The sequence below is a fragment of the Microbacterium galbinum genome, from assembly GCF_023091225.1.
Lineage (GTDB): Bacteria > Actinomycetota > Actinomycetes > Actinomycetales > Microbacteriaceae > Microbacterium > Microbacterium galbinum.
In genome coordinates this window covers 2,575,041-2,596,000 of sequence record NZ_JAHWXM010000001.1, presented here as the reverse complement: position 1 = coordinate 2,596,000, position 20,960 = coordinate 2,575,041, and the positions used below count along the sequence as shown (strand labels likewise).

19 protein-coding genes are annotated in these 20,960 nt (G+C 68.8%); 1 reads left to right on the top strand and 18 read right to left on the bottom strand.

Annotated elements, in window-relative coordinates:
• The first annotated feature begins 21 nt into the window (after positions 1–21).
• The gene (locus tag KZC52_RS12405) at positions 22–1,320 is read left to right on the top strand and encodes a glycoside hydrolase 5 family protein (RefSeq protein ID WP_247624350.1); all 1,299 of its coding nucleotides are present in this window, start codon (positions 22–24) and stop codon (positions 1,318–1,320) included.
• A 91-nt stretch (positions 1,321–1,411) separates the two neighbouring features.
• On the opposite strand, the gene KZC52_RS12400 is transcribed toward KZC52_RS12405, so the two are convergent.
• From KZC52_RS12400 to dnaK, 18 genes are all read right to left on the bottom strand, one after another.
• Positions 1,412–3,043: a fucose isomerase gene (locus KZC52_RS12400; RefSeq protein ID WP_247624349.1), complete on the bottom strand. Its 1,632-nt coding sequence runs from the start codon at positions 3,041–3,043 to the stop codon at positions 1,412–1,414.
• The gene (locus tag KZC52_RS12395) at positions 3,040–4,566 is read right to left on the bottom strand and encodes an FGGY-family carbohydrate kinase (RefSeq protein ID WP_247624348.1); all 1,527 of its coding nucleotides are present in this window, start codon (positions 4,564–4,566) and stop codon (positions 3,040–3,042) included. Before KZC52_RS12395 ends, KZC52_RS12400 begins: the two co-directional genes overlap by 4 nt.
• Before the next feature lie 182 nt (positions 4,567–4,748).
• On the bottom strand, positions 4,749–5,732 hold the full coding sequence (locus tag KZC52_RS12390) for a LacI family DNA-binding transcriptional regulator (RefSeq protein ID WP_247624347.1): 984 nt from the start codon (positions 5,730–5,732) through the stop codon (positions 4,749–4,751).
• A gap of 124 nt (positions 5,733–5,856) precedes the next feature.
• Entirely contained in the window at positions 5,857–6,777 is a 921-nt protein-coding gene (locus KZC52_RS12385; protein WP_247624346.1) for a dihydrodipicolinate synthase family protein, read from the bottom strand.
• Positions 6,771–7,604 carry an SDR family oxidoreductase gene (locus tag KZC52_RS12380; protein WP_247624345.1) on the bottom strand — a complete coding sequence of 278 codons (834 nt, stop codon included), beginning with the start codon at positions 7,602–7,604 and terminating at the stop codon, positions 6,771–6,773. The genes KZC52_RS12385 and KZC52_RS12380 overlap by 7 nt, the downstream gene beginning before the upstream one ends.
• A 29-nt stretch (positions 7,605–7,633) precedes the next feature.
• Complete coding sequence (locus KZC52_RS12375; RefSeq protein ID WP_247624344.1) at positions 7,634–8,506, bottom strand: carbohydrate ABC transporter permease; 873 nt, start codon at positions 8,504–8,506, stop codon at positions 7,634–7,636.
• Positions 8,503–9,468: a carbohydrate ABC transporter permease gene (locus tag KZC52_RS12370; protein WP_247624343.1), complete on the bottom strand. Its 966-nt coding sequence runs from the start codon at positions 9,466–9,468 to the stop codon at positions 8,503–8,505. The genes KZC52_RS12375 and KZC52_RS12370 overlap by 4 nt, the downstream gene beginning before the upstream one ends.
• 80 nt (positions 9,469–9,548) lie before the next feature.
• Positions 9,549–10,838 carry an ABC transporter substrate-binding protein gene (locus KZC52_RS12365; protein WP_247624342.1) on the bottom strand — a complete coding sequence of 430 codons (1,290 nt, stop codon included), beginning with the start codon at positions 10,836–10,838 and terminating at the stop codon, positions 9,549–9,551.
• A gap of 211 nt (positions 10,839–11,049) precedes the next feature.
• Complete coding sequence (locus KZC52_RS12360) at positions 11,050–11,493, bottom strand: DoxX family protein (protein ID WP_247624341.1); 444 nt, start codon at positions 11,491–11,493, stop codon at positions 11,050–11,052.
• 178 nt (positions 11,494–11,671) lie between these two features.
• On the bottom strand, positions 11,672–12,541 hold the full coding sequence (locus KZC52_RS12355; protein WP_247624340.1) for a dihydrodipicolinate synthase family protein: 870 nt from the start codon (positions 12,539–12,541) through the stop codon (positions 11,672–11,674).
• The gene (locus KZC52_RS12350) at positions 12,538–14,193 is read right to left on the bottom strand and encodes a tripartite tricarboxylate transporter permease (RefSeq protein WP_247624339.1); all 1,656 of its coding nucleotides are present in this window, start codon (positions 14,191–14,193) and stop codon (positions 12,538–12,540) included. Before KZC52_RS12350 ends, KZC52_RS12355 begins: the two co-directional genes overlap by 4 nt.
• On the bottom strand, positions 14,190–14,729 hold the full coding sequence (locus tag KZC52_RS12345) for a tripartite tricarboxylate transporter TctB family protein (protein WP_247624338.1): 540 nt from the start codon (positions 14,727–14,729) through the stop codon (positions 14,190–14,192). Before KZC52_RS12345 ends, KZC52_RS12350 begins: the two co-directional genes overlap by 4 nt.
• A 64-nt stretch (positions 14,730–14,793) precedes the next feature.
• On the bottom strand, positions 14,794–15,762 hold the full coding sequence (locus tag KZC52_RS12340) for a tripartite tricarboxylate transporter substrate binding protein (protein ID WP_247624337.1): 969 nt from the start codon (positions 15,760–15,762) through the stop codon (positions 14,794–14,796).
• A gap of 127 nt (positions 15,763–15,889) precedes the next feature.
• Positions 15,890–16,552: a GntR family transcriptional regulator gene (locus KZC52_RS17595; RefSeq protein ID WP_247624336.1), complete on the bottom strand. Its 663-nt coding sequence runs from the start codon at positions 16,550–16,552 to the stop codon at positions 15,890–15,892.
• A gap of 52 nt (positions 16,553–16,604) precedes the next feature.
• A complete protein-coding gene (locus tag KZC52_RS12330; RefSeq protein WP_247624335.1) occupies positions 16,605–17,021 on the bottom strand; it encodes a heat shock protein transcriptional repressor HspR in 417 nt (138 codons plus the stop codon).
• Between the two features lie 126 nt (positions 17,022–17,147).
• On the bottom strand, positions 17,148–18,134 hold the full coding sequence (locus KZC52_RS12325; RefSeq protein WP_247624334.1) for a DnaJ C-terminal domain-containing protein: 987 nt from the start codon (positions 18,132–18,134) through the stop codon (positions 17,148–17,150).
• A 7-nt stretch (positions 18,135–18,141) separates the two neighbouring features.
• Positions 18,142–18,801, bottom strand: a complete 660-nt coding sequence (locus KZC52_RS12320) for a nucleotide exchange factor GrpE (RefSeq protein WP_247624333.1) — start codon at positions 18,799–18,801, stop codon at positions 18,142–18,144.
• A 2-nt stretch (positions 18,802–18,803) separates the two neighbouring features.
• Positions 18,804–20,657 carry a molecular chaperone DnaK gene (gene dnaK / locus KZC52_RS12315; protein ID WP_247624332.1) on the bottom strand — a complete coding sequence of 618 codons (1,854 nt, stop codon included), beginning with the start codon at positions 20,655–20,657 and terminating at the stop codon, positions 18,804–18,806.
• Positions 20,658–20,960: the final 303 nt, after the last annotated feature.

Here is a 20,960-nt window from a genome sequence, read left to right as displayed (position 1 = left end):
TGCCGTGGCTAGGCTGGCCGGATGGACAACGTCGCCCTCTCCCCCGCCGACCCCCTGCGCTTCGGCGCCAACTACACGCCGCGATCGAAGTGGATGCACGCGTGGATGTCGCTCGACCTCGACGAGGTGCGCCGCGATTTCGCCGCCCTCGCCGATCTCGGCCTCGACCACCTGCGCATCTTCCCGCTGTGGACGGTGCTGCAGCCCAACCGAACGCTCATCCGTGAAGAAGCCGTCGACGATGTGCGCGCCGTGGTCGACGTCGCCGCGGAGTTCGGACTCGATGCGAGCGTCGACGTGATCCAGGGGCACCTGTCGAGCTTCGACTTCATCCCGTCGTGGCTGTTCACCTGGCACGACAAGAACATGTTCACGCACCCCGAGGCGCTCAGCGGCCAGGCCGAGCTCGTCGCACGCCTGGGCGAGCGACTGACGGATGCCCGGAACTTCCTGGGCTTCACGCTCGGCAACGAGACGAACCAGTTCTCGGCGCAGACGCATCCCTCGCCCTGGCCGGTCACCGAGGCCGAGGCCGCGAACTGGATCACGACGCTGCTCGATGCAGCCGAGGCATCCGCGCCCGCGCAGCGCCACGTGCACAGCGAGTACGACGCCGCCTGGTACATGGACGGGCACGGCTTCACCCCGGCACTGGCCTCACGGCTCGGCGCGATGACCACCGTGCACTCGTGGATCTTCAACGGCACCGCGCAGAAGTACGGCGGGCGGTCGACGGCATCCGATCGTCATGCCGAGTACATGATCGAGCTCGCGCGCGCGTTCGCGACCGACCCGCACAAGCCGATCTGGCTGCAGGAGGTCGGGGCGCCGTCGAACTGCCTCACCCCCGAGCAGACCCCCGACTTCCTCGAGGCGACGCTGCGCTCGGTCGCTCGCACCGACGACCTGTGGGGCGTGACGTGGTGGTGCTCGCACGACGTGAGCCGCGACCTCGCCGACTTCCCCGACCTCGAGTACACGCTCGGCCTCGTCGACCAGACGGGCACCGCCAAGCCGATCGGCCGCCGCTTCGCCGAGCTCATCCCCGAGCTGCGCGAACGCCGCCCGGCGCCGAAGCGCACGCTCGGCATCGTGGTCGAGGTCGACGAGGACGAGACGCCGATCAGCCGCGGGGCGATGAGTCCGGGCGGCTCGATCTTCCAGGCCTGGGTCGATGCCTGCGAGTCCGGCGCCGACCCCGCGTTCGTGACGTCGAAGGATGCCGACGACGCGGCGCTTCTGGAACGGCGCGGCATCACCGAGCTGGTGCGGCCGGTGGTGGAGCGCACGGCGTACGTGTCGCGCAACACGGAGGTCTGAGCGCCCGTCGTCTCGCTTCGCCCGCTCAGGAACCGACGGAGAAGACCGGTTCCTGAGCGAGGAGCGAAGCGACGAGACGAAGGGCCGGGGATCAGACCGCGACGTCTCCGACGAGGTTGACCTTGATGCCCATGCCGGCGAACATCGCGGCCTTGGCGACGAGCGCCTTGTCGGCGGTCTCGGCGTCGGGCGCGTAGACCGTCTGGGCGTGGTTGGCCTTGTGGCGGGCCATGAACTGGTCGCGCGAGACGCCGTGCAGCACGACGTGGGCGATCGGCCACTCCGGGTTCGTGGCGTCCTTGCGGCGCTGCGTCTCTTCGGCGGGCAGCTCGACGACGGATGCCCGGAAGATGTCGGCCTGCAGGATGCCGTCGGCGATGAACACGCGCGAGAGAACGAGCTCACCGGGCTTCGAGACGCCGTTGATCGTGGCGCCGCCGGCCGGGAAGAACACGTGGCCCTGGCGCCAGCCCTCGGCGTTCTGCCATCCGCCGAGGTGCGAGGCGGGGACCGAGCCCGAGATCTCGTAGACCCACACGAACTGGCCGTCGTAGTCCTCGCCCCAGCGCACGTCGTGCAGGGTGTTGTCGGGCACGAGGCCCATCGCGCGCCACACCCGGTCGGTGACGAGCGCGTCGACCGCGACGCCCTCGTCGGCCTCGTTGAAGTGCGGGAACGCGCGGCCCTCGTGCAGCACGCGCGAGCCATCGCGCGAGGTGACCGGCGGGCGCTCGGTGGAGTTCAGGATGCCTTCGGCGAGGTCGGACGCCGGAACCAGGTCCTTCAGTCCTTGCTGGTACTGGATGCCGACCGCGTCGAGCCCGAAATCGTCGGCGATGCGCAGCGCGGCGATGTACATCTTGAGCTGCCACTGCACCTGCTCGCGGGTGAGCTCGGTGGCGGCATCCTCGCCGTAGACGAAGGTCATGCCCGCATCGATCAGCCAGTCGTAGGCGGCGTTCGCCTCGTCGTCGGTGACCTCGAGCATCTCGGCGTAGAGCGCCGACTGCGACAGGCGCTCCTTGTAGATGCCGGTCTGGTTGAGCAGCTCGTCGTCGAAGATGGCGTTGTACATGCCCATGCAGCCCTCGTCGAAGACGCCGATGATGGCCTTCTCGGCGAGCAGCTCTGCGGCGAGCGCCTCGCCCAGCTGCTTCTCGGGGCTGTCGGGCAGCTCGAGCAGCGGGCGCACGTGCGAGGCGTCGTGGGTGATGGCGCCAGTCTCGGTCCACTCCTTGATGCCGTTCTTGAACCACTCGTCGGTGAAGTCGACCGACCAGATCGAGGCGTAGGGCTTGTCCATCTTGGTGAGTCCGGCGTTCAGCCCGAGCAGACCGACCAGTCCGGGCCAGTCGCCCGCGAAGTTCGCGACCGTGAGGATCGGCCCCTGGTGCGTGCGGAGCCCGGCGAGCACGTGGTGCGAGTACTGCCAGACGGCCTCGGCGACGATGAGCGGAGCATCCGTCGGGATGTTCTTGAAGACCTCGAGGCCCATGCGCTGGCTCGAGATGAAACCGTGGCCGGTGGCGGGGTCGACGTCGTTGGCGCGGATGACGGTCCAGCCGAGGTCGTTGAAGACGCCGGTGACGCCCGCCTCGAGCTCGACCTGCACGGGCCAGCCGCCGGTGTTGGCGGCTTCGCGCAGGTCGCCCGAGGCGATCAGGTACGCGGTCTTCGGGGCGGATGCCGGGTGGGATGCCGGGGTCGGCAGGGTGTAGGTCATGATTCCTCCGATGCGGGGGTGGATGCGGTGGTCGTGGAGCGGGTGGCGCCGCGCTGGTCGGCGGCGAGTTCGTGGACGACGTCGGCCGTCGCCGAATACAGGCGCACGTACCGGTCGAAGAGGGTGTCGTAGGTCGTGCGCAGATCGGCGTTCGGGGTGATCGTGTCGGTCACCGGGTTCCAGTCGGTGATCAGCGGCGGCTCGTCGGCCGTGGCCACCGCGGCGAGGAAGGCGGCGCCGTAGCTCGCACCGATCGTGGTCGCCGGAACCTCCTGCACGAGACCGGTGACGTCGGAGACGACCTGCAGCCAGAGCCGCCCCTGCGTGCCGCCGCCGACCGCGACGATGCGGCGGATGTCGGCGCCGGCCGCGCGCATGGTCTCGACGTTATGGCGCACGCCGAGCGCGGTCGCCTCGAGGGCCGCGCGGTACAGGTCGCCGCGGGTGTGCTCGAGGGTGAGGCCGGCGATCACGCCGCGGGCGTCGGGGTCCTGGATCGGGGTGCGCTCCCCCGCGAAGTACGGGAGCACGAGCAGGCCGCGGGCGCCGGCCCCGGATGCCTCGGCCTCGGCGAGGAGCTGCGGGTAGTCGGCATCCGTCAGGTCTGCGAGCCAGGCGGTCAGCGCGCCCGAGGTCGAGAGGCCGCCCGCGAGATTGCGGGTGCCGGGGAAGGCACCGGCGGTGGTCCACATCGACGGGGTGCGGAGGGTCTCCTCACCCGTCGCGACGAGGAACATCGTCGTGCCGTACATGAGCATGAGGTCGCCGACCTCGTGCGCGCCGACGCTGACGGCCTCGGTCCAGGCGTCGATCGTGCCGGTGATGACGGGGGTGCCGGCCGGGATACCGGTGATCTCGGATGCCTGCGCCGTCACCGTTCCCGCGATGTCGCCCGCCCAGGCGAGGCGCGGCTGCACGATCGCGGTCGCGTAGCGGCCCCAGAACGGAGCGTGCCAGCGCTCGTTCTCGATGTCGTAGAGCGGCGAGACCTGGCTGGCCGACTGGTGGTCGAGCACGTAGGCGCCCGTGAGCTTGCGGGCGAGCCACGACGCCGGCATGAAGAGGCGACGGGCGCGCGCCCAGGCATCCGGCTCCTCCTCGGCGATCCACGCGATCTTCGGGCCGCCCGCCTGCGAGGTGAGCACCGAACCGCCGACGCGGGTGATCTCGTCGATCCCGAGGTCGGAGGTGATGCGCTCGATCTGCGCGGTCGCGCGGGTGTCGACGCCGTAGAGGATGGCGGGGCGCACGGGCTCGTCGTTCTCGTCGGCGAGCAGGATGCACGGGCCCATGCCGCTGACGCCGACGGCGGAGATCTCGGCATCCGGGTGGGCGGCGATCAGTTCGCGCGCGATCGAGGCGAACTCGTCCCACCAGATCGCGGCATCCATCTCGACCCAGCCGGTGCGCGGACGCGAGACGTCGTGCGCGCGGGTGGCGGTGGCGAGGATCGTGCCGTCGGATGCCGTGAGCACGCCCTTGGTGCTGGATGTGCCGACGTCGACCCCGAGGGTGCATCGCATGGTGGTCCTCCTTGATCACGCTCGGTTTCAGGATATGTGAAATCGATTTCAGCTCGCAAGTGGAATCTGTGGTTGCGTAGTCAGCCTCAGCCGAGACACCAGCCCTGGGGTGCTGAGCCTGTCGAAGCATCCCCGGGCGGGACCCTTCGACAAGCTCAGGGACCCAGTTGCAGGGCCGGCGACTAGCGGGTCGAGCTCGCGCGCTGGGTCTCGCCGCGCAGTACGACCGTGCGGGCGGGCTGCGCGTCGCCGGCGATGCGCTCGAGCAGCATGCGGGCGGCCGTCACGCCCATGTGCCGCGCCGGCAGACGCACGAGGCTCACGGCCGTCGGCGACAGCGTCGTGAACGGGAGCGATCCGACGACCGCGACGCCGATCTGCGGCGGGGTCAGCCCGCGTTCGGTGAGCACCTGGATCGCCCCCACGCCGATGAGGTTGTTACCGGCGACGACGGCATCCGGTGGTTCGGGGAGCGCCAACAGCTCCTCCATCGCCGCCCGCGCCCCGTCGACCCGGAACGTCGCGAACCGCTGCAGTGCCGCGATGTCGGCTTCGCGCTCGGCATCCGTCAGCGCCTGCCGCCACCCGGCGGCACGATCGGCGGCGGTGTCGATGTCTTCCGGCCCGCCGATGTAGGCGATGCGGCGGTAGCCGGCGGCGATCAGCGACTCGGTCGCCGCGATGCCCGCCTCGCGGTTCGCCATCACGACGCCGTCGAGGTCGTAGCGCGTGGCGCGGTCGACCGCGACAACGGGGCGACCGGTCGCGAGGATGCTGTCGAGGTTCGTCGCGTCGGATGCCGCGGCGATGATGACGCCCGACATGTGCTCGGCGATGGCGATCTGCAGGTAGGTCGACTCCTTGTCGGGCTGCGAATCGGAGTTGCAGAGCACGACCGAGTACCCCGCCTCGCTCGCGACGTCTTCGACACCGCGGGCCATCTCGGTGAAGTACGGGTTCTCGATGTCGGGGATGACGAGCGCGATCACCTCTGACGTCTGCGTGCGCAGGCTGCGGGCGGCACGGTTGGGCGTGAAGTCGAGATCGGCGGCCGCACGGCGCACGGCCTCGACCTTCTCGGGCGAGACCTTCGTGCCGTTGAACACGCGCGAGACGGTCGCCGGTGACACTCCGGCGCGCGACGCGACGTCGTAGATCGTGGTCATATCCCGCCCTCTGCTGCCCGGATGCTTCACCCTATCCGCCCCGCCGGTGCATCGATCGATGTGAAACGTCGACTATGGCCCGCGAGAACCGTCATTTCGCACCGGTCGATGCACGCGCGCGGGGTCAGGCGGCGTCCTCGGCGGCGGTCGTCGCGATGTGGTGCTGGAGGCGGGCGTGCACCTCGTCGAGTCGGGCGCGCGCGGCGTCGTCGAGGGGCGGCAGCGGCGAACGGCAGTCACCGAGCGACAGAGCGGATGCCTTGCCGCCGAGGTACTTCGCGGCGCCGAAGACGCCGACCTCGACCATCGCCTCGACCGTGTCGTTGATGCGCACCTGCACGGCGCGCGCCCCGGCGAGGTCGCCCGCCTCGAACCGGCGGCGCAGCGACAGGAAGAGCTCGATCTGCAGCGCGACGGTGGTGCCGATCGCTCCTCGCGCACCGATCGACAGCGCCGGCAGGTAGAACTCGTCGAACCCGTTGATGAGCGTCTGGTGCGGGTAGCGGTGCAGGATGCGCTCGGCGCCGTAGAGGTTGCGCGAGGTGTGCTTGACGCCGATCACCTGCGGCAGGGCGAGCAGTTCGTCGAAGCCGCCCTCCGAGATGTCGCGGCCGGTGAACTGCGGGATGTTGTAGAGCACGAACGGCAGGTCGACGGCGTCGATCACGGTGCGGAAGTGCCTCACGACGTCGTCGGTGGAGTAGCCGTAGTAGAGCGGCGGGATCATCGAGATCGCGCCGACCCCGGCATCCTTCGCGGCCTGCGCGATGCGCACCGCCTCACCGGTCGACATCGCACCCACGTGCGAGACGACGGGCACGCGACCCGCGGCGGCGGCGACGGCGGTCTCGGCCACCGCGATGCGCTCGGCCTCCGAGAGCAGCACGCCCTCCCCCGACGAGCCGCACACGTAGACGCCCTCGACGCCCCGGCGGATGTCGCCGTCGAGCATCGCGGCGAGCGCCTGATGGTCGACGCTCTCGTCGGAGCGCATCGGGGTGACGGCGGCCATGAAGAGCCGCGTGCCCAGCAGGTCGTTCACCACGCCGTCCACCCTCCGTCGACGACGACGTTCGAGCCGGTCATGTAGGTCGAAGCGTCGGAGGCGAGGAAGACCAGGGCGCCGTTGAACTCGTTCGCCTCGGCCATCCGTCCGATCGGCATGCGCGCGGTGTAGTTGGCCTGGAAGGTCGCGTCCTGCGTGTCGCGGCGCACACCCGAGGGCGTGAGCGTGTTGACGCGGATGCCGGCGCGCCCCCAGTACGTCGCGCAGTAGCGGGTGAGGTTGTAGAGGCCCGACTTCGCGGCCGAGTACGCGACCGGCTTGATGAACGGGATGCCGGTCTGCTCGGCCTTGTAGGCGTAGATGTCCTGCACCGGCGAGACCATGCCGTAGATCGATCCGACGTTGACGATCGAGCCGCCGAGTCCGGCGTCGCGCATCCGACGACCGGCCGCCTGGGTGACGAGGAAGGTGCCGACGAGGTTCGTGTCGACCACCTCGCGGAACACCTCGGCGGGGAACTGCTCGAACGGGCCCGAGACCTCGGGCGGCGCGCTGGGCTGGGTGTCGAGGCCCGCGTTGTTGACCACGACGGTCGGCACGCCCCAGGTCTCCAGCACCCGGTCGAATCCGGCATCCACGCTCTGCTGGTCGGTGATGTCCATCGCGACCGCGAGCAGCCGTCCGTCGGGGTCGGCGATGCCGAGCTCCGCCGACGGGTCGGCCACCTCGCGGCGCGAGGTGACGGCGACGCGGGCACCGCGCCCGTGCAGTTCGCGCACGAACTCGGCGCCGATCTGGCCGAAGCCGCCGGTGACGACCACCACCTTGTCGCGCACGGAGAACAGCGGGTCGAATCCTTCAGACATGTCTTTCGATACTCCAGGTTGCAGGGCGCTCAGCCCTTGACGGATCCGGCGGTCAGCCCCGACACGATGCCGCGCTGCGCCCACAGGAAGAAGATGATGGCGGGCAGGGCGAACAGCAGGGCGCAGAACATCACGACGTTCATCGGCGTGTAGAACTGGCCGAGGAACGACGACAGACCCACGGATGCCGGCCACAGATCGCTCGACGAGATGAACGTGTTCGCGAACATGAACTCGTTCCAGCCGTCGAAGAACGCGATGACCGAGGCGGCCGCGATGCTCGGCATGACCAGTGGCAGCACGATGGTGGTGAGGATGCGCAGGCGGGAGCATCCGTCGATGCGCGCCGACTCCTCGATCTCGTAGGGGATCTTGTCGATGCCGCTCTTGATGATGAACATCGCCACCGGCATCACGAACGCGGTGTCGGCGAGCACGAGGCCCCAATGGCTGTTGAGCAGCCCGGCCCCGGCGAAGATCGCGTACAGCGGCACGATGATCAGTGCTTCGGGCAGCATCTGGGTGCTGAAGAAGATGAACCCGGCGACACCGCGGCCGTGGAACTTGTAGCGGCTGAGCGCGTAGGCGGCCATGGTCGCCAGCACCAGGCTGAGGATCGTGGTGCCCGCGGCGATCACGAAGGAGTTGCCGAGCCAGCGGAAGATCGGGATGTCGGCGAGGAACCCGCCCCACTGCCCGATGTTCTGCACCTCGGGCACGAGCGGCTGCGATCCGCCGTACAGTGAGGCCTCCGTGCCGAGCGAGGTCGACAGCATCCAGTAGACGGGGAAGCCGGCGAACACGACGAGCAGGGTGATCAGCGCGGCCTTGCCGAGGCTGCCGAACTTGGCGGCGACGCCGCGGCGGCGCGGGAGGTCGGTGGGAATGCGCACGGTGGTCATCGCTGGCTCTCCTGACGTTCCTGGATCTGCTCGACGATGAAGTAGACGACCGTGACCAGCAGCGAGAGCACGAGGCCGAGGGCGCCGATCGCGGCGGCCCGCCCGAGGTTCTGGTCCTGGAAGGCGGTGCGGTAGACGTTCACCACGAGCGTGTTGGTGACGTCGAGCGGTCCGCCGCCGGTGATGAGGAAGATGATCTCGAAGCGCCGGATCGACCAGATCGTCATGAGCAGCGTGATGACGCGGATGGTCGGCATGATGTGCGGGAGGGTGACGGCGCGGAACGACTGGAAGCGCGTCGCGCCGTCGACCCAGGTCGCCTCGCGCAGCTCGTGCGGCACGCTCTGCAGGGCGCTGAGCATCACGAGCATGACGAGCGGGGTGAGCTTCCAGACCGTCGCGAGCGTGACGGCGAAGAGCCCGTACTGCGGATCGACGAGCCAGCCGTGCTCTCCGAGCCCCAGTGCGCTGGTGGTGCGGTTCAGGATGCCCTGCTCGTTGTTGTAGATCCACACGAAGATGAGGGCGGCGGCGACGGTGGGCACGGCCCACGGGATCGTCGCGATCGCGCGGATGATGCCCCGGCCCTTGAACGCGGTGTTGAGCAGCAGGGCGCCGGCGGTGCCGATAGCCACCGAGAACACGACGGTGAAGAGCGTGTAGAGGAGGGTCGTGGCGACCGAGGTCCAGAACTTGTCGCTCGAGAGCAGGTAGTCGTAGTTCTCGAGACCGACCGGGCGCCCACCCGAGGGGTTCACGAGCTTGGTGGCCGTGAACGACAGCAGCACGCCGCGGATCAGGGGGAAGACCGTGAAGATCGCCAGGTAGGCGATCGCCGGGAAGAGGAAGAGGTAGGCGCCGTTGCGCTCGATGAAGCGTGAGATCGCACCGCTGTCGCGGCGACGCCTCGGCGGCAAGGCAGGGGGCGCGGTCTGCGGCGCCTCGAGCGTGGGGGTGGCCATGGCCGGGTGTCCTTTCGCGTGTCGCAGGAGTGGCCGAGGGGCGGGCGGCCGGGGGAAGAACCGCCCGCCCCTCGGAGTGCTCAGCCGAGTTCGGCTTCGAGGGTCTCCTGCACCTCGGCGAGCTTGGCCTTCACGTCGCCGCCGTTGACCCGCAGGTCCTCGACCGCCGTGAGCACCTCGCGCCAGATGACCTTGCTCTCGGTCTCGAAGCCCTCGACGAGCGTCGACTTCGAGGTCTTGGCGGCCTCGAGGAACTGCGTCGCCCAGGGGTTCGCCTCGAGGAACGCGGCATCCGGCTCGACGTCGGTCGCCATGGCCGAGGCGCCGAGGCCCGCACGGATCGCGGTCTGCCCCTCCTCGCCGAGCACCCAGCGCACGAAGTCCTTCGCGGCCTCCTTGTTGTCGCTGTTCGCGTTGACGGCGATGATCAGCTGCGAGTTCGAGCCGGGGTTCGCCAGCGGCAGCGGGGCCGCGCCCATGTTCTGACCGTTCACGGCGTTGTCGGGGTTGCTCGTGATGGTGGTCGCGACGCCCGAGTTCTCGAACAGCATCCCGACCTGGCCCTGGCCGAACTTCGCGCGGAACGTCGACGCGTCGTCGCCGATGGGCGCGACGCCCGAGGCGAAGGTCTCGAGGAACGCCTCGACGGCCTCGACGTTCTCGGCGCGGTCGATCGTGAGTGCATCGCCGTCGCTCAGCTCGCCGCCGAACCCGTAGATCCAGTTGGCCATCTCGAGGGTCCAGCCGTCGATCTCGGCGGTCTGGTGACGACCCGCCCAGCCGGCGATGCCCAGCTCGTCCTTGATGGTCTGCGCGGTGGTGAGGAACTCGTCGAACGTGGTCGGCACCTCGAGTCCGAGCTGCGCGAAGATGTCCTTGTTGTAGATGACGGTGCTGTAGGTCGGGCGCTCCCAGTTGAAGCCGTACTGCCCGCCGTCGAACACGCCCGCCTCGTTGGTGTTGTTGAGGTCGTCGCCGAGCTCGTCGGCGATGTCGTCGAGGGGCTCGAGCACGCCGGCATCCACCAGCGAGGCGAACTGGCTGTCCTGCAGCACCATGACGTCGGGGCCGCCACCGGCACCGAGCTCGGTGCTGAGCTTGTCGGCGTAGTTCGCGAACGGGATCTCGACCTTGGTGAGCTCGATGTCGTCGTTCGGTCCGGTGTATCCCTTGACGGCGTCCCAGATGATGGGACCCTTGCCATCTTCGAGGAACTGCCAGTTCGAGAACGTCAGCTCTCCTCCGGCGCTTCCGGCATCGCTCTCTCCGCCCGATGCGCAGCCCGCGAGGGCGATGGCGGCGACGGCGGCGAGGCCGGTGATCCGCAGCGCGCGTGCGTTGCGGGACGGGTGTAGGGGGTTCGACTTCACTGTTCACTCCTTTGGCCAGCAAGTTCTCTGCGACGGTGCAGCCGACTCCTCGCTCGGGATGCGTGAAATCGGTTTCATAAAGATAACTTCGTAGTCTTCTCCCTGTCAAGCACCAAATGGTTACGCAACCTCGCGCGTGCAAAGATCTCCGGAAAACGACGGATGCCGCGGGGGCTGAGCCCCGCGGCATCCGTCGTTCCGTCTCCTGAGGTCAGGCGAGCCAGGCCGGGGCGCGCCCGCGGAGCACGCCACGGTCGACCGAGAAGCGTCCGGCACCCGTGAAGGCGATCGCCAGCGCGGAGGCGCCGAGCAGGGCGACGAACTCGTAGCCACCCTCGCCGACCCAGAAGCCCGCGGGCAGGTGCACCAGCACGAGCGCCACCACCATGTCGACAGCCAGAAGGATGCCGGCGAGGCGCGAGAAGAGGCCGAGCACCAGCATCGCCCCGCCGATCAGCTCGAGGAAGGCGACGAAGGGGGCAGCGATCTCGGGCAGCGGCACGCCCATCCCGGCGAAGCTCTGCGTGGTTCCGGCGAGCGTGTACTCGAAGATCTTCTGCGCGCCGTGGGCGAAGAAGATGCCGCCGACGACGACGCGGAGGACGAGGAGCCCCCACGCGGTCGCGGCGGAGGTGTGGGCGGTGGTGTTCGTCATGAGGAGGCCTTCCTTCGTGGCAGGACACCGCGCGCCAGGCGCGGAGCGGGCGGGGGAACCCGTCTTCGACGCTAGGAAGGCCACCTTTCGGTTTCCTGTGGGCGGGGCCCGCAGGCAAGGCTCAGGGACCCATACGGCTGGGTCACTGAGCCTGTCGAAGCGCCCCCACACGAGATACTCAGCGGTGCGCGGCGACCACCTCGGCGACGGCGGTGCGCTCGGCCTCGGTCGGCTCCGCGATCGCCATGCGGCAGTACGCGTCGACCACGTCGAGCACGCGGTACGCCTCCTTCATGCGCGCCATGTCTCCGCCGATCAGGGACACGACGTCGTCGACGGCGGTCTGGGCGGCGGCGATCGCTCCCGCATCGCCCGAGCGCCCGGCGTCCGCGAGCGCCCGGAACGGCTTCGGCGTGACCGACGAGACGCCCGAGACGACGCCCTGCGCGCCGGCACCGACGGCGGCGATCAGGTCGCGGTCGGCTCCCGTGTACAGGTCGAAATCGGCGGGCACGACCGCGCGGTACGCGGCGATCTCGTCGAGTGACAGCTCGCTGAGCTTCGCGCCGACGACGTTCGGCAGCCCCGCGAGGCGCACGAGCAGCTCGGGCGAGACGGTGTTGCCGCTGCGCGCCGGGTAGATGTAGACGTACAGGCGCCCGTCGCCCACGGCATCCGACACCGCCTGGAAGTAGTCGAAGATCGCGTCATCGGTCGACTTCAGGTAGTACGGGGTGAGGGCGGCGAACTCGGTCGCGCCGAGTCCGCGGGCGATCTCGACCAGGCGCACGGCCTCGAAGGTGCTGGGCTGGCCGACGTGCACGATCACGCGCATGCGGTCGGCGAGTTCGGCGATCGCGGCGCCGACGAGGGAGCGGAACTCCTCGACGTCGACCGCGGGGAACTCCCCCGTCGTGCCCAGGATGAACGCGCCCTCGTTGCCCGACTGCCCGACGAAGCGGAAGATCGCGCGCGACCCCTCCAGGTCGAGGCTGCCGTCGCGGTGGAACGCGGTGGGGACGGCGGTCAGGATGTCGTAGCGGGTCACTTCTCGTTCTCCTTGGAGTTCTTGCGCGCCTTGCGGAGCGCGCGGGGGGATGTGTCGACGTTGCGCACGGTCGACGTGAGCAGGTCGGGGTTCGCGGCGAGTTCGTCGTGCGCCTTCTCGATCTGCTCGCGGCTCTCGTCGTCGAGGATCGAGTCCTCGAGCGACTTGCGCTCGGCGCGCGGCTTGCGGGCTGCACGGATCGCGGGCATCACGATCGAGAGCACGGCGAGGGCGAGCAGCACGATCGCGATCGGGCTGACGACCTCGAAGAACGGGCGCGTCGGGAGGATCGCGAGGGTGCGGGCGAGGTTCTCCTCGGCGAGCGGGCCGAGCAGCAGACCGAGCACGACGGGGCCGGCCGGCACCTGCATGCGCTTGAGCAGCACGCCCACGACGCCAAACACGAGCATCGTGACGACCGTCGACAGGCTGTTCGAGGTCGCGTAGGTGCCGATGATGCAGAAGATCAGGATGCCGCTCCACAGGTACGGCTGCGGCACGTCGAGCAGCTTCACCATTCCCTTCATGCGGATGAGGCTGAGCACGAGCGACAGGATGGTCGCGACGAGCATGATGCCGACGATCGAGACGACGAGGTCGGGGCGGTTGGTGAACAGCGTGGGTCCGGGGGTGATGCCCCAGATGATCATCGAGCCGATCATGACGGCCATCACGGAGTCGCCGGGGATGCCGAGGGCCATCGTGGTGGTCAGCGATCCGCCGAGCGTGGCACTGGAGGCGGTGTCGGATGCCGCGACGCCCTCGATCGACCCCTTGCCGAACATCTCGGGGTGCTTCGACGCCTTGCGCGCCCGCTCCCATCCGATGAGGCCGGCGATGTCGCCGCCCGCGGCCGGGATGAGTCCGACCCCGAGGCCGACGGCGCCGCCGACCGCGGTGGCGCGGCCCGACTGCTTGAGCTCGGACCTGTTCGGCCACCAGCGGCCGAGGCTCGAGATCGGCCGCACGTGCGACTTCTTGTGCGTGAGCAGCTGGTCGAACAGCTCGGCGATGCCGAACAGGCCGATGATCACGGCGATGAAGTTGACGCCCTCGACGAGTTCGAGCACCCCGAAGGTGAAGCGCTGGTCGGCGGTCGCGGCGTACGTGCCGACGCTGCCGAGCATGAGACCGAAGAGCCCGGCGAGGATGCCCTTGAGCATCGACTTCGACGAGATGCCGATCATGATCGAGATGCCGAAGACGACGAGCGCGAACAGCTCGGGCGACTTGAAGTAGTCACGGGCGAAGCTCGCGATCGGCACGGCGGCCACCGAGAACAGCACGAGCGAGGCGAGGATGCCGACGGCCGAGACGATCGCCGAGATCGTGAGCGCGAGTCCGGCCCTGCCCTGCTTCGCCATCGGGTACCCGTCGAGGGTGGTGGCGATGGATGCCGGGGTGCCGGGGGTGTTGATGAGGATCGACGGCACGCGGTCGCCGAAGTTGGCGGCGACGTAGATGGTGAGCAGCACCGCGAGGCCCTGCACGGGCTCGAGGGTCATCGTGAAGCCGGCGGCGAGGGCGACGGCCATGGTCGCGGTGATGCCGGGGAAGGCGCCGACCATGAAGCCGAGCACGAGGCCGACCAGCATGTACAGCAGAATCGAGATGTCGAGGAGCGAGTTCAGCCCCTCCATGAGCGCGTTCACAGGGGAATCCTCAGGAGCATCCCGAACACGACGTAGACGAACGCCGTGACGGAGGCGGAGTAGATGACGAGGCTCAGCCAGCGGCGGTGGCCGTAGAGGAGCATGAGGGCGGCCATGAGCAGGGCGGCCGCGACCGGGAACACCTCGATGCGGTAGCCGAACAGGATGACCGTGCCGAGCGACCAGAGCGCGATGAAGGCGCCGGTGATCACGAGCGTGGCGATGACGCGCAGGTAGCCGCCGGGCTGGATGCGCTCGAGGTCTTCACGGGTGGGTGCCGGCCGGGTGAGGGCGACGGCGAGGATCGCGATCGCGATGACCACGCCGGTGACGCCGATGACGAGGGGCCAGAATCGGGCGTCGATCTGCCCGGGAGCGGCCTCGCGGCGCAGCGGGATCTGCGTGGAGAGGAAGAGGTAGCCCGCGGTGAAGGCGAGGGCGACCACCCCGAACGCGATCTCGAGGCCCCGCGAGGCGGGTGCGCCCTCGTACTCGTCCTCGGATGCCGCGTCGGCGGCGATGTCGGGGGTCGACATGGGTTCTCCTTCGTTGGAGGGGTGCGCTGCGGGGCCGACGGACGCCGGCCCCGCAGGAGTGCTCTCAGCCCAGGAGGTCCTGGAACAGCGTGAACTGGTCGTCGACGAAGGTCGTCCACTCGGCCGAGTCGCGGTAGACGACGAGGTTGCCGGCATCCGCCTGGAACTGCTGGTAGGTGTCGGACTCGACGGCCTCCTTGACCGCGGCCTCGAGCGTCTCCTTCACGTCGTCGGGCAGACCCTTCGGCGCGTAGATTCCGCCCCACCCACCGAACACGACGTCGTCGCCGATGGCCTCTTCGACCGTCTCGACGTCTTCGGCGTCGGGGTGGCGCTCGTCGTTCATCACGGCGAGGATGCGCACGGCGTCGCCCTGCGCGAGCGCTTCGCCGAGTCCGGAGACGGCGGCGACGGTCTCACCGGATGCCGCAGCGGCGACGGCGGTCGCGCCACCGTCGTACGGGACCGGGGTGAAGTCGGCATCGGTCGCGGTGCCGAGGCCGACGGTCGCGGCCTCCCAGATCGAGCCGGCGCCGGAGTTGGCGACGGTCACGGGGCCGGACTTCGCCTGCGCGACGAGGTCTTCGAGGGTCTCGATGCCGCTGTTCGCGCCGACCGTGATGACGCCGGGAGCGAGCATGATCTGGCCGAGGAGGTCGAAGTCCTCCGGCAGCACGTTGGCGCCCTGCGTGGTGTTGAGCATGGCGATCTCGACCGGGGCGAAGCCGATGACGTAGCCGTCGGCGTTCTGGGAGCCGACGTACTCCATGGCCAGGGCTCCGGCCGCACCGGGCATGTTCTCGGGGATGACGCTGACGCCGAGGATCTTCTCGAGCTCGGTCGCGAGGGCGCGCGACGACAGGTCGGATCCGCCGCCGGGGTTGGCCTGGATGATCAGGCGGATGTCCTTCTCGGGGAATGCCGACGCGGCATCTTCGCCCTCTTCGACCTTGGTGCAGGCCGAGACGACGAGAGCGGTGGCTGCGAGGGCGGCGAGTGCGGCGGCCGCCCGGGTGATGCGCTTGCGGGGCATCTTTGCTCCTCTACGTGGGTCGACCGTGTTGTCGACACCGTGAGGCTAACAGTGTTGACTGTTAACAGTCAACACTGGGCGCGAGGAACGGGCTCCGGCGCCCGTCGGGAACAGCGGATGCCGCGGGTCAGACTCGGTCGGAGATCTCGGCGAGCATCCGGTCGCGGGCGCCGTTGAGATGGGCGGCCAGAACAGCGGATGCCTCGGCGGGGGTGCCGGTGCGCATGACGTCCATGAGCGTGAAGTGGTCGCCCGAGGACTCGTGGAGGTCTTCGTCGTGGTTGATCGTGACCTCGAGCAGCGCGGCGAAGGTCGGGAGGTACTGGCTCCACGCCCCCTCGAGCCGCGGGTGGTCGGCGAGCGCATAGATCTGCGAGTGGAAGTCGAGGTCGGCGGTCACGAAAGCCGCGTGATCACCGGCATCCGCAGCGGCACCCATGCGCCCGACGGCCGCCGCCATCGGCGCCCATCGCGAGGCGTCGTCGACGCGCATCGCCCGCGACAGGGCGAGCTGCTCGAGGGCACCGCGCAGGCTGTAGAGCTGGTCGACGTCGTCTTTCGTGAGTCCGGTGATGTACACGCCGCGCGGGCGCTGCACCTCGACGAGGTTCTCGAAGCTGAGCTGCGTGAGGGCGTCGCGGATCGGACCGCGACTCACGTCGAACTCCTCGGCGAGCGCCTCCTCGGTGATGCGGGTGCCGGGCGCGAGGTCCCCGCGCACGATGCGCTGACGCAGCACGCGTGCCACCTGGGCTCCGAGCGACTCTGCCCGCTTGACGATCTGTGTCACGCCGACCTCCTGTTAACAGTTGACAGGATACACACCGGTCGGTGGGGAGAGGTCAGTTGCGCCCGTCGCGCGGGCTCCAGAGCACCACTTCGGTCGAACGACGCAGACGTCGTCCCGACGGCATCGGCACCACACCGGATGAACCCGCCGCGAACACGCGCACTCCGGGTCGATTCTCGCGCTCGGAACGCAGAGAGGCCTCGAGGTCGGCGATGCGGCGGCGGAGCATCCGATTCTCGTCCTCGAGGTCGAGCAGTCGGGCGATCGCCGGCAGGCTCATCCCCTCGGACGACAGCTGGGCGACCTCACGGAGCTGCTCGATGTCGCGATGCGAGTACCGGCGAGAACCGCCGCGCGTGCGGCCGGGGGTGACCAGGCCGATGCGGTCGTACTGGCGCAGCGTCTGCGGGTGCATGCCCGCGAGCTCGGCCGCGACGGCGATCGCGAAGACCGGGGTGTCAGCGTCCATGGCAGGCCTCTTCTCCGGTTCCTGAGCGCCCTTCGCCTCGCTCCGCTCGCTCAGGGACCGGGCTGGAACCGGTTCCTGAGCGAGGAGCGAAGCGACGAGACGAAGGACGCCCCGAGACGAAGGACGTCATCGCCGCGCCTTCGCCATGAGCTCGGCGCGGGGGTTCTCGGTCGGCTCCAGAGCCTGGAACTTCTCGAGCGCCTCGCGCGCCGCCTCGTCGAGGTGCGTCGGCACGGCCACCTGCAGCTCGGCGAGCAGATCGCCGGTGCCCTTGCCGGTCGTCACGCCGCGACCCTTGACCCGCAGCACCCGCCCGGAGGGGGTGCCGGGAGCGACCCGGAGCTTGACGACGTCTCCGCTCAGCGTGGGGACCTCGATGGTCGCGCCGAGCGTCGCCTCGGTGAAGGTCACCGGCACGACGACGCGCAGGTTGAGGCCGTCACGGGTGAAGACGGGATGCGGGCGCACCGTGATCTGCACCACGATGTCACCGCTCTCGCCCCCGTCCGGCGAAGGCCGACCGCGGCCGCGCAGACGGATCTTCTGCCCGTCGGCGACCCCGGCCGGGATCTTCACCTTGAACGGCTTGCCGTCGTCACCCTGCAGCGAGATCGTCTCCCCCTGCACGGCGGTGACGAAGTCGAGGGTGGTGCGGGCCGTGACATCGGCACCGCGCTGCGGGCCGCCGAAGCCGCGGAATCCGCCGCTCGTCTGCCCGAAGCGTCCGTTGCCGAAGCCTCCTCCGCCCTGACCCTGGTTGAACATCGCGAAGATGTCCTCGAAGTCGGCGGACTGCCCGCGCCCTCCCTGGCCGAAGCGACTGAAGACGTCTTCGAACCCGCCGGCACCCGAGCCGCCCGCCGTGAAGCGGGCGCCCGAGCCCATGGCGCGGATCTCGTCGTACTCCTTGCGCTGCTCGGCGTCGGAGAGCACCGAGTACGCCTCGCTGATCTCCTTGAAGGTCGCCTCTGCCTTGGCATCACCCTGGTTTGAATCCGGGTGGTACTTCCGTGCGAGCTTGCGGTAGGCCTTCTTGAGGTCGGCCTCGCTCACGTCCTTCGAGACCCCGAGGGTCTTGTAGAAGTCCTTGTCGAACCAATCCTGGCTAGCCATGCATCACCTACTCCGCGGGGACGGCGACGACGACCTTCGCAGGACGCAGCTCGACGTCTCCGAGGCGGTATCCCACCTCGACGACCTCGAGGATCGTGGTCTTGTCGACGCCGGGCGTCGGCTGCTGGAAGATGGCCTCGTGGCGCTGCGGGTCGAACTCCTCGCCCTTCTCGCCGTACGAGACGACGCCGAGCCGCTCCACGACCGCGCGCACCTTCTCGGCGATCACGGCGAAGGGAGTGCCGTCGACGAGGTCGCCGTGCTGGCTGGCGCGGTCGAGATCGTCGAGCACCGGGATCAGGCCCTTGACGGCCTCGCCCTTCGCGCGCTCGATCTCGACCTGGCGCGACTCCTCCGTGCGGCGACGGTAGTTCGCGTACTCGGCCTGCAGGCGCTTGAGGTCGTTGAGCAGCGTCGACTCGAGGTCGGCGAGCACGGCGTCCTCCGCCGCGGCCTCACCGGTCTGCGTCGCGCCGAGGATGTCGTCGACCGTGAGCCCTTCGACAGGCTCAGGAACCGAATCCATCGCGTCGACCGGCGTCTCGTCCGAGCCCTCGGCCGCTGCGGCCTCGGTGGAGTCCGGATTCTGCGGCGCGGGGCCGGATGCCTGAGCATCCGACCCCTCGCCTGCGACTCCGTTGTTCTCTTCGAAGTCCTTGTCAGCCATGATTACTTCTTCTCGTCCTCGTCGTCGACGACCTCGGCGTCGATGACATCCTCGTCGGACGAGGATGCATCACCCTGAGGAACGTCGCCCTCGGGAGCGGCATCCGCCTGCGACTGCGCGTAGATCGCCTCGCCCAGCTTCGTCTGCGACTCGTTGAGCTTGTCGAACGCGGTCTTCACGGCGTCGTCGTCCTCGCCGGCGAGAGCCGTCTTGAGGGCGTCGACGTCGGCCTGGACCGACTCCTTGACGTCGGCGGGGAGCTTGTCCTCGTTGTCCTTGATCAGCTTGTCGATCGAGTACGCGAGGGTCTCGGCCTGGTTGCGGACCTCGGCGGCCTCACGGCGCTTCTTGTCCTCGGCAGCGTTCTCCTCGGCCTCGCGCACCATGCGCTCGATGTCGTCCTTCGACAGCGACGAGCCGCCGGTGATCGTCATCGACTGCTCCTTGCCCGTGCCCTTGTCCTTGGCGGACACGTGCACGATGCCGTTGGCGTCGATGTCGAAGGTCACCTCGACCTGCGGGATGCCGCGGGGGGCCGGGGCGATTCCGGTGAGCTCGAAGGTTCCGAGCGGCTTGTTGTCGCGGGTGAACTCGCGCTCGCCCTGGAAGACCTGGATCGCGACGGACGGCTGGTTGTCGTCGGCCGTGGTGAAGGTCTCGCTGCGCTTGGTCGGGATCGCGGTGTTGCGGTCGATGAGCTTCGTCATCATGCCGCCCTTGGTCTCGATGCCGAGGCTCAGCGGGGTGACGTCGATGAGGAGGACGTCCTTGCGCTCGCCCTTCAGGACACCGGCCTGCAGAGCGGCGCCGACGGCGACGACCTCGTCCGGGTTGACGCCCTTGTTGGCTTCCTTGCCGGTCTCGCGCTTGACGAGCTCGGCGACGGCGGGCATACGCGTCGATCCACCGACGAGCACGATGTGGTCGATGTCGGCGACCTTGATGCCGGCTTCGCGGATGACGTCCTCGAAGGGCTTCTTGGTGCGGTCGAGCAGGTCCTTCGTGAGGTCCTCGAACTTCGCGCGGGTGATGGTCTCGCTGAGCGAGACGGGGCCCGAGTCGGTGAGCGAGAGGTATGGGAGGTTGATCGAGGTGCTCGTCGAGGACGAGAGTTCCTTCTTCGCCTGCTCCGCAGCCTCCTTGAGGCGCTGCAGGGCGATCTTGTCACCCGAGACGTCGACACCGGTCGTGGACTTGAACTGCGAGATCAGGTAGTCGACGAGGCGCTGGTCCCAGTCGTCTCCACCGAGGCGGTTGTCACCGGCCGTCGAGCGCACCTGGATGGTCGAGAAGTCGTCGTCCTTGCCCACTTCGAGCAGGGAGACGTCGAACGTTCCACCACCGAGGTCGAAGACCAGGATGAGCTCGTCTTCCTTGCCCTTGTCGAGACCGTACGCGAGGGCCGCGGCGGTGGGCTCGTTGATGATGCGCAGGACGTTGAGGCCCGCGATCTCGCCGGCCTCCTTGGTGGCCTGGCGCTCGGCGTCGTTGAAGTACGCGGGGACGGTGATGACCGCGTCGGTCACCGTGTCGCCCAGGTACGACTCGGCGTCGCGCTTGAGCTTCATGAGGATGCGCGCGGAGATCTCCTGCGGCGTCCACTTCTTGCCGTCGACGTCGAAGGTCCAGTCGGTTCCGATGTGACGCTTGACCGACGCGATGGTGCGGTCGACGTTCGTGACGGCCTGGCGCTTGGCGGTCTCACCGACGAGCACCTCGCCGTCCTTGGTGAAGGCGACCACCGACGGGGTGGTGCGGAAGCCCTCGGCGTTGGCGATGACCTTCGGCTCGCCGCCCTCGAGGACGCTGACGACGGAGTTCGTCGTACCGAGGTCGATTCCCACAGCACGTGCCATGTTGTTCTCCTTTGTGTTGCTGACGATGGTTGGTCTGAAAATCTGCGGCGATCAGGAAACCTGAGTCGCGATGGCTCAACTGTACATCGACGCGAGATGACTGTCAAACAAACTTGATATGAACTGGCTCAACTTTGATTGACAGTTGCGGCCGCGCGAGTTCGACGAGCCGACAACATCGACGCCCTCCTCGCCTTGGCGCACGAACGCCACCCCGGCACGCACCCATCACCGCCCCCACCCCTCCGTCACAGGCCCCCCAACTCGTGGCGGCACTGACGTGGTGGCGCCGCTTCACTCGAA

Coding starts and splice junctions, on each gene's coding strand:
- KZC52_RS12405 (WP_247624350.1), top strand. CDS start 22: ATGGACAACGTCGCCCTCTCCCCCGCCGACCCCCTGCGCTTCGGCGCC.
- KZC52_RS12400 (WP_247624349.1), bottom strand. CDS start 3,043: ATGACCTACACCCTGCCGACCCCGGCATCCCACCCGGCATCCGCCCCG.
- KZC52_RS12395 (WP_247624348.1), bottom strand. CDS start 4,566: ATGCGATGCACCCTCGGGGTCGACGTCGGCACATCCAGCACCAAGGGC.
- KZC52_RS12390 (WP_247624347.1), bottom strand. CDS start 5,732: ATGACCACGATCTACGACGTCGCGTCGCGCGCCGGAGTGTCACCGGCG.
- KZC52_RS12380 (WP_247624345.1), bottom strand. CDS start 7,604: ATGTCTGAAGGATTCGACCCGCTGTTCTCCGTGCGCGACAAGGTGGTG.
- KZC52_RS12375 (WP_247624344.1), bottom strand. CDS start 8,506: ATGACCACCGTGCGCATTCCCACCGACCTCCCGCGCCGCCGCGGCGTC.
- KZC52_RS12370 (WP_247624343.1), bottom strand. CDS start 9,468: ATGGCCACCCCCACGCTCGAGGCGCCGCAGACCGCGCCCCCTGCCTTG.
- KZC52_RS12360 (WP_247624341.1), bottom strand. CDS start 11,493: ATGACGAACACCACCGCCCACACCTCCGCCGCGACCGCGTGGGGGCTC.
- KZC52_RS12345 (WP_247624338.1), bottom strand. CDS start 14,729: ATGTCGACCCCCGACATCGCCGCCGACGCGGCATCCGAGGACGAGTAC.
- KZC52_RS12340 (WP_247624337.1), bottom strand. CDS start 15,762: ATGCCCCGCAAGCGCATCACCCGGGCGGCCGCCGCACTCGCCGCCCTC.
- KZC52_RS12330 (WP_247624335.1), bottom strand. CDS start 17,021: ATGGACGCTGACACCCCGGTCTTCGCGATCGCCGTCGCGGCCGAGCTC.
- KZC52_RS12325 (WP_247624334.1), bottom strand. CDS start 18,134: ATGGCTAGCCAGGATTGGTTCGACAAGGACTTCTACAAGACCCTCGGG.
- KZC52_RS12320 (WP_247624333.1), bottom strand. CDS start 18,801: ATGGCTGACAAGGACTTCGAAGAGAACAACGGAGTCGCAGGCGAGGGG.
- dnaK (WP_247624332.1), bottom strand. CDS start 20,657: ATGGCACGTGCTGTGGGAATCGACCTCGGTACGACGAACTCCGTCGTC.